Below are 14,931 nucleotides of genomic sequence, written 5' to 3'. Positions count from 1 at the left end.
CGGCTCACTGAGAGCGGAAGCGCTCCTCGAACAGGGCATCCTCATCGGCTTCGGCCTGCCCGCGCACGGTGGGCGAGGCCCAGCGGTTGCGGCCATAGCGTCTGCCGGGCTGACTGATCTTCGCACCCGCGTCGAGGGCGGCCTTGTCGATGACGACCATTTCGTTGTCGACAGCGCCGTGCTCGACCGCCTCGGCGGCGGCCTTGCGCTCACGACGGGCCGAGATGACCACGGCGATGATGATCATGATTCCGAAGGCGAACCACTGGAGCATATAGGACAGGTGGTTGCCCGGATCGAGCTCGGGCATCGGCAGCGGGGTCAGTCCCTCTTCCGGGGAGCCGCCGGTCTCGGCCGGTGAGGCCTCGACGTAGACGTGCGAATAGGCATCGTCCATTCCCGGAATGCGCGCGGGATCGATGGCTTTGATGAGTCCCTTCGGGTTCTCATCCTCGGATCCGTCCTGAGCGGGACGCAGATGGGCGACCACGGTCTGCTCACCCCGTGGAGCGGGCGGCACGGAACCCTGTTCGGCGGTGAAGCCGCGGACGACGGCGATCGTCGAACCGCCGGAGATCTCGAACGGAGTCACCACATAGAAGCCGGGTTCGTCTTCGACCGTACGGTTGCGGGCGAGGACGGTGTCCTCGTCGGAGAACTCTCCGGTCAGTTCCACCTGGGTCCACTCTTCGGTGGTCTCCAGCGTCGAGTTCGGTGTCGAGAGCACCGAGGTGATGTCGACGGGGTCGGCGGAGTAGTTCGCGGTGATCGTCGCGATCTCCTGCTCCCGCTGATCGCGGCGGTCCTTCTGCCACAGGGCGAGGAACACGCAGGCGATGATGACGATGATCGCCATGGCGATGTATTTGAGCCAGCGTGCGGAGAAGAGGAAGGAATAGCGGCTCAACCTGCATCCTCCGGAATCTCGTCGACGGAGACGTCGCTGATGAAGAAGTCGCGCAGAGTCAGGAAGTCGCGCAGATAGTCGAGGTGCTCATCACATGCCAACCACGTCTTCTTCCGCTCGGGAGTGTGGACGCGGGGATTGTTCCACAGCAGGGCACGGGTCGCGAACGCCCGGCATTCCTTCGCGGAACACTGCAGCTGCTCGCTCAAGCCTGGTCCCTCCTGTCCTCGTCATTGTGGTCGACGGTCTCACCTTGGACGGTTTCGCCCGGGATGGTCGTCTCGCCCCGGATCGTTTCGTGCCGGTGATCCGCGCCTGGATCGGTCTCGTCAGGGAAGCCGCCTCGGGGATCTGGGTCGTCGACCGTCTCGTCACCGACCGTCTCTCCGCCGAGGGTGTCCCCGGAGATCGTCTCACCGCGCGCCGGCGGCAGCTCTGTCAGCGGGGCCTGTTCGAGCAGGGCGGATCGATCATCTCGGGTGCGTTCGCGGCCCGCATTGGCGAAGATCACCGCAGGGTAGGGGAGGACTACCGCCCCTGCCACGCAGATCCACATGAGGATGTGCAGGTCGGCGACGAAAGCGAAATAGGCGGCCACGAAGCAGACCGTCCTGATGCCCATGGTGATCGAATACTTGATGATCCGAGACCGCATATCGTCATCAAGGGCGGTGTCTGCCGTTGTGATCTGCTGAGCGTGCCTGACCATATCCTTCTTCGATCGATGACTGCCAAACATGATACTCGTCCTTTGTGAGAGTCATATCCATCGGACAAAGGACAGGATAAGTTTGTCCACGATAGATTTGAAGAACACAGTCGATCAACAGGAGACCAACGTGTCAGAACCACGCACAGTCCTCGTCACCGGCGGCAACCGCGGAATCGGTCGCACCATCGCCGAGGAATTCCTCGCCCAGGGGGACAAGGTGGCAGTCACCTCCCGCAACGGTCAGGCCCCGGATGGAGCGCTGGCCGTGGCCGCCGATGTCACCGACAGCGAATCGATCGATCGGGCGTTCACCGAGATCGAGGAGAAGCTCGGCCCCGTCGAGGTCGTCGTGGCCAATGCCGGAATCACCGCCGACAATCTGCTCATGCGGATGAACGATGACGAATTCGAATCCGTCATCAACACGAATCTCACCGGTGCCTTCCGCACCGTCAAGCGCGGAATCACCGGGATGATCCGCGCGAAGAAGGGCCGCATCGTCCTCATCTCCTCGGTGTCGGGTCTCTACGGGGTGCCCGGTCAGGCGAACTACTCGGCGTCGAAGGCAGGTCTCGTCGGCTTCGCCCGCTCCATCACCCGTGAGGTCGGCTCCCGCGGAATCACCGCCAATGTCGTCGCCCCGGGCTTCATCCGCACGGATATGACCGATGAGCTCAGCGAGAAGCAGCAGAAGGAGTACCTTGCCACCATCCCGGCCAAGCGCTTCGCCGAACCCGCTGAGGTCGCCAAGGTCGTCCGCTGGATGGCCTCCGACGAAGCCGCGTACATCTCCGGTGCCGTCATCCCCGTCGACGGCGGACTGGGCATGGGCCACTGACTCAGACGGCGCTGGGCAGGTCACGACCGGCTCCCGGGCCGCAGACGATGCGGCCCGGTCGGGCCACAGCCCGTAGACTTCGATACAGAGACACCGCCCGAAGCGGCGTCATGCACACGCAACCACCTTCCTTTCGAAAGGACCACCATGGGAATTCTTGACGGAAAGCGCATTCTCGTCACCGGCGTACTCACCGAGGCGTCGATCGCCTTCGCCGCTGCTCGCATCGCACAGGAGCAGGGAGCCGAAGTCATCCTCTCGAGCTTCGGCCGACAGATGAAGATCACTCAGGTGATCGCCGAACGCCTGCCCGAGACCCCGCAGGTCATCGAACTCGACGCCACGAACGAAGAGGACCTCGCAGCCCTGCCCGAGCGCCTCGGCGGCAATATCGACGGAATCGTCCACGCCATCGCCTTCGCGCCGAAGGACGCCCTCGGCGGAGTCTTCCTCGACACCCCGTGGGACTCCGTGTCCGCGGCCATCCACGTCTCCGCGTACTCGCTCAAGGCCATCGCCGTGGCCGCGAAGCCCGTGCTGAACAAGGGCGCCGGAATCGTCGGCCTGACCTTCGACGCGACCGTCTCCTGGCCGGTCTACGACTGGATGGGTGTGGCCAAGGCCGCCTTCGAATCGACCGCCCGCTACCTCGCCAAGTACGTCGGCGAAGACGGCGTGCGCGTCAACCTCGTCTCGGCTGGACCGCTGAAGACCACCGCAGCAACCTCGATCCCCGGCTTCGGCACGCTCGAAGACATGTGGGGCGACCGCGCACCCCTGGGCTGGGACCAGAAGGACACCACTCCTGCCGGCAAGGCCATCGTCGCCCTGCTCTCCGACTGGTTCCCCGCCACTACCGGCGAGATGATCCACGTCGACGGCGGATTCCACTCCACCGGCGCCTGAGACCACTCATGCCTGTGCTCATCCTCGCCCGCCACGCCAAGGCGGAAGCGCACGGTCCGACAGACTTCGAACGGTCCCTGGATGCGAAGGGTCTGGCTCAAGCGGTCGAGGCCGGAGCCGAGATCGCCGAGCGCTGGTCACCCGATGTGGCCATCGCCTCGGCGGCCAGGCGCACCGTGCAGACCGGACAGGCCGTCGTCGAAGCCGTCAACCGTGCTCACGGAGGAACCCTCGACCAACCAGGTGACCTGACCCTGCTCGAGGACCCCTCGCTGTACTCCGGGTCCGTCGACGACTGGCTGGATGCGATCAACTCGATCCCCGCGGATGCGCAGTGCGCGTATATCGTGGGTCATCAGCCGACCGTCGCCGAGGTGGTCGGCCACCTCAATCCGGAAGGCGGGGTTCCCGATACCTTCCGTCCCTCGTCGATCGCGGTCTTCGACCTCGAGAGCTGGGACGTGGAGCCGGGCCACTACCCGGCCCCACAGATCCGGGTCTTCCACGGAGTCTGAACGCTCCGCCTGAACGACGCGATCGGTCGACAAGACGCCTGGGGCGCTGACGAAGCAATCGTCAGCGCCCCAGGCGTCTTCGGTCAGTCAGTGGTCAATGGCGCCGTTGCCACACCCTCGCAGGGATCGCTCACACGTCTGCACGGGCAGCGACTAAGTCGATGACGGCTCTCAGGTCACGTGTCTCCACGGACGCGTCCGCTGCGGCGACGAGGGCCGATTTCGCACAGAAGGCGACTCCGAGACCGGCGGCTTCGACCATGCCGATGTCATTGGCGCCGTCACCGATCGCCACCGAGGCGGCACGATCATATCCGCCGGCTGCGAGCAGATCCTCGAAGATCTCGGCCTTCGCGCTCGGGTCGATGACACGGCCGTTCGTCCGCCCGGTCAGCAGCCCGTCATGGATGTCGAGGCCGTTGGCGAAGACATCGGTGATGCCCAGTTGTGCGGCGACGGGAGCGATGATGGCGGTGAAGCCGCCCGACACCAGCGCCACCTTGCCGCCGGAGGAGTGCACAGCCGCGACCAGGTCGGCGGCCCCCTCGGTGAGGGTGATCTGCTCTCGCACCTCATCGAGCACGGTCTCCGGCAGCCCGCTCAGCAGGGCGACCCGTTCGGCGAGGGATTGGGCGAAGTCGAGCTCACCGGCCATGGCGCGTTCGGTGATGTCGGCGACCTTGTCTCCGACCCCGGCATGGGCGGCGATGAGGTCGATGACCTCTTCGTTGATGAACGTCGAGTCGACGTCCATGACGAGCAGTTGGACGGGGATCTGGGAGGCGGTGGCCTGAGACGTCTCATTCACCCCTTCATCGTAGCCACAGCCATGATGTAGTCCGCGGCGGCGGGGTGCAGCTGAGACAGCAGCGCACCGAACTCGGGCGGGGCGACCGTCGCAGGTGCGAGCACCGTGCGCATCCGGTGGTGGATGTCGAGCGCGGCATAGATCGCGCGGGAATCCGCCTCGGTGGGGATGAGCCGGGAGATCGGATGCAGCGTCGACAGCTCCTCCTGCCAGTCACGCCACGGCCCCTGCCGCCAGTCCTCGGGAACGTCGATGGTCTCGATGAGGCGCAGGCCCTCCATCACCAGCAGCCGCAGACGCCGCAGCGCCTCGGGGGCGGACCCGACCGTGACGGGGCGGAAGACGGTGGGCGCACAGGCGACGATCTCCACGTTCGCCTCGGCGCCGATGAGGGCGATCGCCGCCTGTTCGTCGCCCCGCTGGAGGACGACGGGGGCGGTGTGACGTCCCACTTTCGTTCGGGCGGTGCGATCGACCGGGGGAGTCGTGTGTGGCAGGGACGGGTGGTGCAGTGCCAAGCGGGCATGTGTGATTCCGGCGGCGGCCGCCTCGGCTGCGAAGAGCAGCAGACCGGTGGGTACAGCCGAGTCGAAGACCTCATCGGAGACGATGAGAGGAACATCACGATCATCGTCGAGGAAGGCAGAGGTCACCTCGTCAGGGGGCAGGGTCGAGCGCAGACGGTGGTTGAGGGCCAGGGTCAGCAGCAGTGAGTCGGTCGTGAGGTCCATGTCGAACCAGGATAGACGGCTCGTCTGCGATAGAGTCTGAAAATATGAGTGAAGTCCTGAATCTGGATTCTGTGTCCGTGCGCCGGGGAACCAATTTCCTCCTCGACGATTTCTCGCTGACCGTCGCCGAAGGCGAGCACTGGGCAGTGCTCGGACCCAATGGTGCGGGCAAGACGACCCTGCTCGAAATCGCGGCAGGTCGCATGCATCCGACGACGGGTACGGTCAACATCCTCGAAGAGCAGCTCGGGCGCGTCGACGTGTTCGAACTGCGCCCGCGCATCGGTTATGCCTCGACGATTCTGGCCAACCGCATTCCGAGTTCCGAAGCCGTGCTCGACACCGTGCTCACCGCCGCCTACGGCGTCACCGGACGCTGGGTGGAGGAGTACGAACAGGACGATATCGAACGTGCCCGCGATCTGCTGGCCGCGTTCCACATCACCCATCTGGCCGATCGCACCTTCGGCACGCTGTCCGAGGGCGAGCGCAAGCGTGTGCAGATCGCTCGTGCGCTCATGACCGACCCGGAGCTGCTGCTGCTCGACGAGCCGGCGTCCGGACTCGACTTCGGCGGGCGCGAGGAGCTGCTCGGCGCACTCTCGGAGATCCTCTCGTCGAAGTGGGCGCCGGCCACGATCATGGTCACCCACCATGTCGAGGAGATCCCGGAGGGCATCACGCATGTGCTGCTGCTGTCCGAGGGCACCGATCTGGCCGCCGGTCCGATCGAGGAGACCCTGACGGCGGAGAACCTTGCGGCGACCTTCGGCATCGATGTCAAGCTCACCCGGGACGGTCAGCGCTACCACGCACGTTCCGCCCTCTGAGCATGGAGTTCCTGGCGAACCTGAGCCTCGAACCGTGGCAGATCGGCCTCGTGATCGTCGCCGGAATCGCGGCAGGAGGCATCAACGCCGTCGTCGGCTCCGGAACGCTCATCACCTTCCCGGCGCTCGTCGCCTTCGGGGTGCCGCCGGTGGTGTCGACGATGAGCAACGCCGTCGGTCTCATCCCCGGCAATATCGCCTCCTCGTTCGGATACCGTGAAGAGCTGCGAGGGCAGTGGAAACGGATTCTCGGATACGTTCCCGCCTCTCTGCTCGGGTCGCTGACCGGGGCGTATCTGCTGCTGCACCTGCCCGAGGACGCATTCGAGACGATCGTACCGGTCCTCCTCGTCGTAGCCTTGATCATGGTGGTCGGCCAGCCGTACCTCTCCCGTTACCTGAAGAATCGGTCCCTGCGCCGGGCCGAGGCCGCCGGCGTCGAGCATCGGGCCGCCAAGGCGGGGGATCGCCTGTCCACGGGCCGGTACATCGCCGTGCTCATCGTCGTCTTCCTCACCGCGATCTACGGCGGCTACTTCGCCGCTGCCCAGGGCATCATCCTCATCGCCCTGCTCGGTCTACTGCTGCCCGATGATCTGCAGCGACTCAACGGGCTGAAGAACGTCCTCGTCCTCGTCGTCAATACGGTCTCGGCGAGCACGTACATCATCGTCGGCCACGACCGGATCAACTGGATCGCCGTCGTCTGCATCGCCATCGGCTCACTCATCGGCGGGTACTTCGGTGCCCGAATCGGGCGGAAGTTCTCGCCCGTGCTGCTGCGCGCCGTCATCGTGGCCCTCGGACTCGTCGCGATCTGGAGGATCCTCACGCTGTGAACGGAATTCCGCTGTGAACGGGAGCGCGCTGTGAACACTCCGGCCAAGGCACCCCTGACCCGTCAGCAGGTCATCAATCGGTCCGCTGAACTCGGGATCGCCGTCGAGCGTCTGCGCTTCTTCGACGAGGCGGACCTGACCTCGGGGAGCCAGGGCGGTGATTCCAGCGATGCCCTGCACCGGCGTCTCGAGGGCATGCGCGATTACACGCAGCTGACCGATGTCGCCCTGCGCAGCGTCCGCGAACCCGCCGAGGGGCTGTTCATCGCCGAATCCTCGAAGATCATCCGCCGCGCTCATGCAGCCGGCCTCTCACCCCGGTCGTTCCTCACCAGCCCGAAATGGCTGTTCGACCTGGCCGACATCATCTCCGAGAGCGATGTGCCGATCTTCATCGGCACGGATGCCGCCGTGGAGTCCCTGACCGGATTTCACCTCCACCGAGGAGCGCTGGCCGCCATGGGCCGCCCCGCTCCGGCTCCGGTCTCCTCCTTGATCGCCGATGCCAGGCGACTCGTCGTCATCGAAGATATCGTCGACCATACGAACGTCGGCGCAATCTTCCGGTCTGCGGCCGCATTCGGCGCCGACGCCGTGCTCGTGACCCCACGCTGTGCCGATCCGCTCTATCGACGGTCGATCCGCGTGTCGATGGGCACGGTCTTCCAGGTGCCCTGGACTCGCATCGAATCCTGGCCGGGCGGGATCGCAGAGCTCCAGGAAGCCGGTTTCCATGTCGCCGCACTGGCACTCGATGATGAATCGGTGAGCCTACGCCAGTTCGCCGCCACCGCACCGGAACGTACCGCCGTCGTCTTCGGCACCGAAGGCGACGGTCTGAAGAGATCGACGATCGCCGCCTGCGACTCGACCGTGATGATCCCCATGAGCGGGGGAGTCGACTCCCTCAATGTCGCTGCCGCCTCGGCGGTCACCTGCTTCGCCCTGCAGGAAGAGTGAGTTGTTCCAGTGCCCTTTCCCCGCAAGCTACAGAGAGGACCCCAGTGGACCGCAGCACCCTAGCCCATGCCCTTGAAGCCGGACGGATCACCGGGGAGGTCGCCACTCCAAGAGAGAACAATCTCTCCCATATCCACCGGTTCCTCGACCAGGAACGCCAGTTCGACTTCGGTGTCGAGCTCACCCGCACATGGAACTATGACTCAGTGTTCGCGCTTATGGTTGCGCGCTGTGGCCTGCGGCCCGATCCCGACTTCGTCGAAGGCGTGGACACGATCTCCACCGACGCCTGCATCGACGCTCTGGAGAAGCTCGCCGAGGCGGTCGGCGAGGTCGCGCGCGCCGGCGGACAGATCCTCTTCGCCACCGGCCACCCCGCAGGGCTTCTGCCTGTGCATATGGCAATTGCCGCCGCGGCGCAAGACGCCGGCGCCGTCATCGACACCCGTGATCACTTCATCCCGGTTCCGGAGATCGGTGGGGACGTGCGACAGATCAGCAACGTGTGGACCTGGCACCTGCACGGCGGCAGCCCGCACACGCACCTGGCCGAACCCATGCATGCGCTGCTTGATGATATCGCCGCCCGCGGCGGATCTGCCCCCGACCTCGTCGTCGCCGACCACGGGTGGGCCGGAGCCGCCTCGAGCAGAGCGCTGCGAACGATCGGTTATGCCGACTGCAATGATCCGGCACTCTTCGTCGCCGAGGCGCAGGGGCAGATCGAAGCGACAATCCCGCTCGACGACGATGTCGTGCCGAACCTCTACGCCCCGCTCATCGACTTCGTCATCGACTGTTCCGGACTGAACTGACGAGCAGCGCTCGACCGGCGGGCGATGCATGCCCGAGCGCCACGTTCAGCCGATCTCGTTCGCGAGATCCTCGATCACCTCGGAGCCGGGCAGGGATGCGAGAGTGGATCCGGAGAGCAGCAGCTTGGAACCGCGGATACCGGAACCGATGATGAGTTCGTCGGCCTCGGCGACGCGGGAGTCGATGAGCACCCGATAATTCTCCGGCAGGCCGATCGGACCGATACCGCCGTACTCCATTCCGGATTCGTTCACGGCGCGTTCGAGCGGCAGGAACGAGGCCTTGCGGACATCGAGGAGCTTCTTGACCCGCTTGTTGACGTCGGCGCGGGTGTTCGCAAGCACCATGCAGGCGGCGATCCGCTCCTCACCACCCCGCGAGCCGGCGACGAGAACGCAGTTCGCCGAGGTGGCCGGAGGCAGATCCGTGGCAGCGAGGAGAGCAGCGGTATCGGCGATCCGCGGATCGATGTCGAAGACGTCGACATCGCCGGAAACCGTGGACAAGGCGGCGGCAGTCGATTCGGCCATGAGTTCGGGAGCGGTGGCGGCGGGTTGGAGGGTGAACTGAGTGGAGAGGCGTTCCTTCGTGGTCATGGCCACAGTTTAGGAGATCCGTGTCGAATCGCTTTGTCCGGGCCCATCAGATAGAATGGACTGTCGCTCCGGGTCCGGTTCCTACGGTTCGGAGCGTGTCCAGCAGACGAATTCGGGCACTGGCAGATGAGTTCAACTCATATCAGGCGCCTGAAAGAATTCAGCAGAGGTAAGAAAATGAAGAAGGACATCCACCCGGAATACGCGCCGATCGTGTTCAACGATCTGGCTTCCGGCACCAAGTTCCTCACCCGCTCCACCGCTAAGAGCGAGAAGACCATCGAGTGGGAAGACGGCAACACCTACCCCGTGATCGACGTCGAGATCTCTTCCGCTTCGCACCCGTTCTACACGGGCAAGCAGCGCATCCTCGACTCCGCCGGCCGCGTGGAGAAGTTCAAGGACCGCTACAAGGGCTTCGGCAAGCGCTGATCTCGGGCGTTCCCAACAGCTTCATACGAATCGCCCCGCACACCGGAAAGGTGTGCGGGGCGATTTGTCGTCTGCAAGCCGACTGACTCTGATGCGACGTCCCGACTGTGACTGGCTGCGTCCCCGCGGGGACGCAGCCGAAGCACCGATGATCAGCCGACGGTGACTGAGACCTCGGAGGAGGGGCTCACTCGTGACGCCGGATGGTAGAGCGAGGCGACGCCGGTGGCATTGTCGAGGCAGTTCGCGATTCCGTGAGCGACCTTCTCCTTCGCGGAGACGACGGCGTCCTTGATGTCGAGACCGGTGGCGATTCCTGCCGCAATCGAGGACGCGAAGGAACAGCCTGCGCCGTTGACGAGCTTGTTGTTGACCTTGCGCGAGCGCAGAGTCGTCACGGTCTCTCCGTCGAAGAGGATGTCGATGGCATCGCCCCCAGCCAGCCGTGCTCCGCCCTTGACGACGACGTTCTTCGCGCCCTGCCCGTGGATGATCTTCGCGGCCTCGATCATGCCCTCGACGGAGTCGATGGGATCGACCCCGGCCAGGGTCGCGGCCTCTTCGAGGTTCGGGGTGACGACGGTGGCCAGAGGCACGAGGTTCTCGACGAAGAGATCCTTGAGATCGACCATGGTGCCTGCGCCCTTGCACACGAGCACAGGATCGAAGACGTACGGCAGATCATTGGTCTTCAGCTCTTCTGCGAGGACCAGCGCCGAGTCGACGGAGCCGAGCATTCCGGACTTGATGGCGGTGAACTCGTGCACGGCCAGCGTCGATTCGAGCTGACGGGTGACGACCTCGGGCTCGATGAACTCGAGGACATGGGCGAATCCGTCATTGGGATCGAAAGTGACGATGCAGGTGACGACGGCAGTGCCGAAGGCCCCGTATTCGTCGAACATCTTCAGATCGGCTTCGAGTCCGGCTCCTCCGGAGACATCGGATCCGGCGACAGTGAGCACCTTTGCGGTCATAGTGGTCCTTTCAGGTAAAGCGTTCGCGAAGAAGTCTACGCGGGTTCAGGCGCCCGCGTAGCCGTGCTGACGCCAGGCTTCGTAGATGGCGATGGATGCCGAATTCGCCAGGTTGAGCGAACGGCGTGCCGGCAGCATCGGGATCCGCACTGTCATATCCACATGCTCGTCGTTGACGACTTCGTCGGGCAGTCCCGTCGACTCGCGCCCGAAGAGGAGGACATCACCGTCTTGGTAGTCCACCTCGGCGAAGGAATTGTCCGTATGCGTGCTGAACGCGATCACCCGACGTTCACCGAGGCGGCCCCAGAGTTCGTCGATCGAAGGATGGACGGTGACATGGGCGAGGTCGTGATAGTCGAGACCGGCTCGGCGCAGCTTCGCGTCGGAGAGGTCGAAGCCGAGGGGCTCGACGAGATGCAGATGGGCTCCGGTGACCGCGGCGAGCCGGATGGCGTTTCCGGTGTTGCCGGGGATCTCGGGAGTGTGGAAGACGATGTCGATGTTCATATCACCCTCATCTTCTCACCTCAGAGGCTGGCCTTACGAACGAGGAGGTACCCCTGCCTGGTCGCTTCCGGGAACCGACCGGTCCGGTCGGGTTCGCGTTCGATGCGGGTGGCAGGAATGAAGCCGTGCGGTTCGAGCGCGGTGAGCACGTCATCGATCGAGCGGCGATGGAAATCGAGATCGACGCCGAAGCCGGCGAGATCGGAGCAATGATCGACCCGGTCCCCGAGCTGGAACGCCAGCTGGAACCAGCCGCCCGGACGAAGGACACGGGCCGCCTCGGCGAAGGCGAGGACAAGCTCATCGTCGGGGACATGGATCGTCGAGTACCAGGCGACGAGACCGGAGAAGGACTCATCGGCATAGGGCAGGACGGTCATCGACCCGACGTCGAACTGATGCATCGGATAGAGGCCCCGAGCGAGTTCGATCATGGCAGGGGAGAGGTCGAGTCCGCGCGGTTCGAGTCCGAGGGCGGCGAGGAACGTCGTGATGCGACCGGGCCCGCAGCCCATGTCGAGGACCTCCGCTGAGCCCGTGCCGAGGACGAGCTCGGAGAAGGCCCCGAGAACGGCGCGGTCATGCGGTTTGGCGGTGAGCTCATCGGCGACCCAGTCCGTGTAGGTCCGGGCGATCGCATCATAGGAGTCACGCGTGGCCGCTTCGCGGATGCGGGCTTCGTCAGTCATGACGTCACCCTACCCGTCGGCGCTGACACCACCGGTGTAAGGCAGTTCGGCGACTTTCGGGACACACCTGGTTCGGTTCGGTCACCTGAAGAAACGAAACTCAATCGAATCTCGGCAATGATCGAGCGCTGGAGACTGTCTTGCTCGAATTCTGGCGTCAGTGCCGAATCCTAGAGTGGAGGCGCGGTCGGTGGTCATGGGGATCGCCGGACCGGAGGGCCGAAGCGACCGCGGGAGGGGAGCGCCATGAGAGACGATGAGCCGAATGCGGCGGAGGCGGCCGACCCGGGAGGCGGCGGTGAGTGCTGCGGCTTTGACCTCGTTTTGCTACCGCATGAAGGCTCGAAGCCGAATGGCGACACGCCCGGGAAGGCGAAGCTGTTGTCTGAATCTTGCCAATTTAGAACGTCAGTTCGATAATGGATGTCATGTCAGCAGCACCGGTCATCGAACAGCTCAGTCGGGAGACGGGGATCTCCACGGCTGCGGCACTGTTCGACAAGATCCCACCCCATCCGGTGGATCCTGTGCTCTCTCCGCTGTTCCGTCGCGGCGGTCTGCCGCGTGGGGAACTCGTCACCGTCACCGGTGAGCTGTCGCTGAGCTGCGGCCTGGCGACGATCGCTGCGGCGACCCGGGAACAGAAGTGGTGTGCCGGGATCGGGCTCGGCGAACCGTCCGTGTCCTCGATCGCCGACCTCGGTGTCGATCTCGACCATTTCGTCAATCTCGCGACCCCTGGTGAGGACTGGCTGCGAGTGGCGTCGATCCTCATCGAATCCTTCGACATCATCCTCGTCGACCCCGGCTTCGCCCCGAGCGCGTCGGAACGGGCCCGACTCCTGGCGAAGATCCGTGAACGACGAATGAGCCTCATCAGCCTCCGACCTCTTTCCGGCAGTACGGAGCAGATCGAGATCACCGACACTCGCTGGTCGGGCGCCGAACACGGTCACGGCCGTCTGCAGTCCTGCCTCGTCCGTGCTCGTTCACAGACGGGAACCCACCGGTTCCTGCTGCCGGGACCGTCAGGAACTCCCGCCAGCGTCCCCGCGGGGACGCTGGAAGTGGTCGCAGACGGCGGAGCCTCCATTGCCCCGACAACGGATCTGGGCACAGATCCGGCCACGGACACGGACGACGATCCTCGGTGGTCGACGATCACACAGCTGCGGCAGGTGATCAGCCATGTCGGATGAGTCCGGCCGCACCCTCGTGCTCACCGTTCCCGACTGGCCGGCGGTGGCCGCCGCGGTCGAACACGACATCGCACCGGGCCGCCCTGTCGCGGTTCTCCACGCCGGCAAGGTCATCGCCGCCGATGCTCCGGCCCGTGCCGCCGGAATCACCGCCGGGAACAACAAACGCGCTGTGGGATACCGCTGTCCCGAAGCCCACATCGCGGTCTGGGACGAAGAGGCCGACAACCGACATTTCAGTGCCGGGGTCGGTGCCCTCGACAACCTCGTCGCACGGTTCACCCTGCTCAGCCCGGGAACATTGGCGATCCCTCTCGACTCGCTCAGACACGGCTACGCCGACGAAGCCGATGCGGTCGAGACACTGGTCTCGGCGCTTGTCGATGACACCGGATGGGAGTTCTTCCCCGGGATCGCCGACACCGTCTTCGCCGCGGTCCTCGCCGCCGGACAGGCGCGCCGCGTCGAACCCGGACAGACCGTGGACTTCCTCTCCGCCCAGCCGATCACCACCCTGGAATACGCCGGCGCCGAGGCGACCGCGCTGATCGAGGTCTTTCTGCAGCTGGGGCTGCGCACCCTCGGCGACCTCGCCCGCCTCGCGACCAAAGACGTGAACGCACGCTTCGGCGCCTTCGGTCGGCATCTGCACGACCTGGCCTCCGGGCGGGCAGGAGCCCCGCTCGCCGATCATGTCCGCGGCGAACAGCTCGACGTCGAACTCGACCTCGATGCCCCGACGACCCGCAGCGACACCCTCGGCTTCCTCGCCCGCCAGCTCGGTGCCGACCTGCTGGCCAAGGTACGCAGACAGGCGCTGGTCTGCACCCAGATCACGATCGAACTCGATGCCGCGGGCGGCCAGTCCTCGTCCCGGACCTGGCGGATCGAGGACATGCAGGAGAATGCGATCGCCGACCGCCTGCGGTGGCAGGCCGAAGGCTGGCTGGCGGGAGTGGGCCGGGGTTCGCCTCCGGGACAGAACCCCCGCACGGCGCAGCCTGACCCGCAGGAACTCGACATCGTCGACGAGCCGGCACCCGACGCCGAGGACTTCTCCGACGACGGCATCATCGCGCTGCGCCTCATCGCGGCCGAACTGACCACCCCGATCGGTGCCACACGCAGCCTGTTCGACGAGAACACCGGGCAGATCACCCATACGCTCGAGCGTCTGCAGGGACTGTTCGGTCCCGATGCCGTCCTGGTTCCGGGCATCCAAGGCGGGTGGGACCCGGCAGAGACGAACCTGTGGACCCCGTGGCAGCAGGCGGCCGTCCCCGAACGCAGCCCTGCCGCTCCCTGGCCCGGTGCTCTGCACGCACCCCGTCCGACGACCGTCGAACACTCCGCCGTCGACGTGCTCGCCGCGGACGGCTCACCGGTGGAAGCACGCCCCTCGGGTCTGGGTGCGGCCCCGGCGACGATCAGATTCCCCACCGGGCAGACCGAGACCATCACCGACTACTCCGGTTCCTGGCCCATCGAATCCGGTTGGTGGGACCCGAACCGAGCTGTCTACCGCACCCGGCTGCAGGTGGTCACCGATGCCGGCCGTGCCCTTCTGCTGAGCAAAGAGCACGGTCAGTGGTACCTCACCGGCCGTTACCGCTGACCGGCAACCTGCCGACCAACGACTCCAACTGAGAGAGCGACCCCACCTGAG

19 protein-coding genes are annotated in these 14,931 nt (G+C 65.3%); 10 read left to right on the top strand and 9 right to left on the bottom strand.

Translation table 11 applies throughout. From position 1 onward, the window contains the following. Window positions 1-4 precede the first annotated feature (4 nt). The 3 genes from HK353_RS03435 to HK353_RS03425 are packed head-to-tail and all read right to left on the bottom strand — an operon-like array spanning window position 5 to window position 1,646. Window positions 5-907, bottom strand: a complete 903-nt coding sequence (locus HK353_RS03435; protein WP_173152348.1) for an SURF1 family cytochrome oxidase biogenesis protein — start codon at window positions 905-907, stop codon at window positions 5-7. After that, window positions 904-1,116, bottom strand: coding sequence for a hypothetical protein (locus HK353_RS03430; protein ID WP_173152345.1), 213 nt, complete (start codon window positions 1,114-1,116; stop codon window positions 904-906). The genes HK353_RS03435 and HK353_RS03430 overlap by 4 nt, the downstream gene beginning before the upstream one ends. Beyond that, complete coding sequence (locus HK353_RS03425; RefSeq protein WP_245395762.1) at window positions 1,113-1,646, bottom strand: DUF3099 domain-containing protein; 534 nt, start codon at window positions 1,644-1,646, stop codon at window positions 1,113-1,115. Before HK353_RS03425 ends, HK353_RS03430 begins: the two co-directional genes overlap by 4 nt. Window positions 1,647-1,746: 100 nt before the next feature. On the opposite strand from HK353_RS03425, the gene HK353_RS03420 reads away from it, so the two are divergent. The 3 genes from HK353_RS03420 (at window position 1,747) to HK353_RS03410 (ending at window position 3,878) form a co-directional block, all read left to right on the top strand. Then, window positions 1,747-2,457, top strand: coding sequence for a beta-ketoacyl-ACP reductase (locus HK353_RS03420; protein ID WP_342589800.1), 711 nt, complete (start codon window positions 1,747-1,749; stop codon window positions 2,455-2,457). Window positions 2,458-2,604: 147 nt separating this feature from the next. Further along, window positions 2,605-3,363, top strand: coding sequence for an enoyl-ACP reductase FabI (fabI, locus tag HK353_RS03415; RefSeq protein ID WP_173152339.1), 759 nt, complete (start codon window positions 2,605-2,607; stop codon window positions 3,361-3,363). Window positions 3,364-3,371: 8 nt separating this feature from the next. Further along, on the top strand, window positions 3,372-3,878 hold the full coding sequence (locus HK353_RS03410; RefSeq protein WP_173152336.1) for a SixA phosphatase family protein: 507 nt from the start codon (window positions 3,372-3,374) through the stop codon (window positions 3,876-3,878). Window positions 3,879-4,008: 130 nt separating this feature from the next. Here HK353_RS03410 and serB read toward each other — a convergent pair whose 3' ends face one another. Further along, window positions 4,009-4,686, bottom strand: a complete 678-nt coding sequence (gene serB, locus HK353_RS03405; protein WP_342589799.1) for a phosphoserine phosphatase SerB — start codon at window positions 4,684-4,686, stop codon at window positions 4,009-4,011. Next, window positions 4,683-5,417, bottom strand: coding sequence for a hypothetical protein (locus tag HK353_RS03400; protein ID WP_173152334.1), 735 nt, complete (start codon window positions 5,415-5,417; stop codon window positions 4,683-4,685). Before HK353_RS03400 ends, serB begins: the two co-directional genes overlap by 4 nt. A gap of 44 nt (window positions 5,418-5,461) precedes the next feature. On the opposite strand from HK353_RS03400, the gene HK353_RS03395 reads away from it, so the two are divergent. The 4 genes from HK353_RS03395 to HK353_RS03380 are packed head-to-tail and all read left to right on the top strand — an operon-like array spanning window position 5,462 to window position 8,861. Beyond that, window positions 5,462-6,247, top strand: a complete 786-nt coding sequence (locus HK353_RS03395) for an ABC transporter ATP-binding protein (RefSeq protein ID WP_139908060.1) — start codon at window positions 5,462-5,464, stop codon at window positions 6,245-6,247. A gap of 2 nt (window positions 6,248-6,249) precedes the next feature. Further along, the gene (locus HK353_RS03390) at window positions 6,250-7,086 is read left to right on the top strand and encodes a sulfite exporter TauE/SafE family protein (RefSeq protein ID WP_139467267.1); all 837 of its coding nucleotides are present in this window, start codon (window positions 6,250-6,252) and stop codon (window positions 7,084-7,086) included. 30 nt (window positions 7,087-7,116) lie between these two features. Further along, on the top strand, window positions 7,117-8,046 hold the full coding sequence (locus HK353_RS03385) for a TrmH family RNA methyltransferase (protein ID WP_342589798.1): 930 nt from the start codon (window positions 7,117-7,119) through the stop codon (window positions 8,044-8,046). 44 nt (window positions 8,047-8,090) lie between these two features. After that, complete coding sequence (locus HK353_RS03380; RefSeq protein WP_173152331.1) at window positions 8,091-8,861, top strand: phosphatase; 771 nt, start codon at window positions 8,091-8,093, stop codon at window positions 8,859-8,861. A gap of 45 nt (window positions 8,862-8,906) precedes the next feature. Here HK353_RS03380 and HK353_RS03375 read toward each other — a convergent pair whose 3' ends face one another. Beyond that, a complete protein-coding gene (locus tag HK353_RS03375) occupies window positions 8,907-9,458 on the bottom strand; it encodes a YbaK/EbsC family protein (protein WP_173152329.1) in 552 nt (183 codons plus the stop codon). A gap of 177 nt (window positions 9,459-9,635) precedes the next feature. Between HK353_RS03375 and HK353_RS03370 the strand changes: the two genes are divergently transcribed. Further along, window positions 9,636-9,890, top strand: a complete 255-nt coding sequence (locus HK353_RS03370; RefSeq protein WP_101544255.1) for a type B 50S ribosomal protein L31 — start codon at window positions 9,636-9,638, stop codon at window positions 9,888-9,890. Window positions 9,891-10,042: 152 nt separating this feature from the next. Here HK353_RS03370 and HK353_RS03365 read toward each other — a convergent pair whose 3' ends face one another. From HK353_RS03365 to HK353_RS03355, 3 genes are read right to left on the bottom strand one after another with little or no spacing between them, the layout of a single operon-like run. Beyond that, window positions 10,043-10,867 (bottom strand): PfkB family carbohydrate kinase, encoded by an 825-nt coding sequence (locus HK353_RS03365; RefSeq protein ID WP_173152326.1) that lies wholly within the window; start codon window positions 10,865-10,867, stop codon window positions 10,043-10,045. Window positions 10,868-10,912: 45 nt separating this feature from the next. Then, window positions 10,913-11,377 carry a tRNA (cytidine(34)-2'-O)-methyltransferase gene (locus tag HK353_RS03360; RefSeq protein WP_173152323.1) on the bottom strand — a complete coding sequence of 155 codons (465 nt, stop codon included), beginning with the start codon at window positions 11,375-11,377 and terminating at the stop codon, window positions 10,913-10,915. Between the two features lie 20 nt (window positions 11,378-11,397). Then, window positions 11,398-12,066: a class I SAM-dependent methyltransferase gene (locus HK353_RS03355; RefSeq protein WP_173152320.1), complete on the bottom strand. Its 669-nt coding sequence runs from the start codon at window positions 12,064-12,066 to the stop codon at window positions 11,398-11,400. Between the two features lie 428 nt (window positions 12,067-12,494). Between HK353_RS03355 and HK353_RS03350 the strand changes: the two genes are divergently transcribed. Next, on the top strand, window positions 12,495-13,265 hold the full coding sequence (locus tag HK353_RS03350; RefSeq protein WP_245395760.1) for a DNA recombination/repair protein RecA: 771 nt from the start codon (window positions 12,495-12,497) through the stop codon (window positions 13,263-13,265). Further along, a complete protein-coding gene (locus HK353_RS03345) occupies window positions 13,255-14,880 on the top strand; it encodes a Y-family DNA polymerase (protein WP_173152318.1) in 1,626 nt (541 codons plus the stop codon). Before HK353_RS03350 ends, HK353_RS03345 begins: the two co-directional genes overlap by 11 nt. Window positions 14,881-14,931 lie beyond the last annotated feature (51 nt).

Source organism: Brevibacterium permense (genome assembly GCF_013280495.1).
GTDB classification, from domain to species: Bacteria; Actinomycetota; Actinomycetes; order Actinomycetales; family Brevibacteriaceae; genus Brevibacterium; species Brevibacterium permense.
This window is presented reverse-complemented; position numbering and strand designations above follow the sequence as displayed.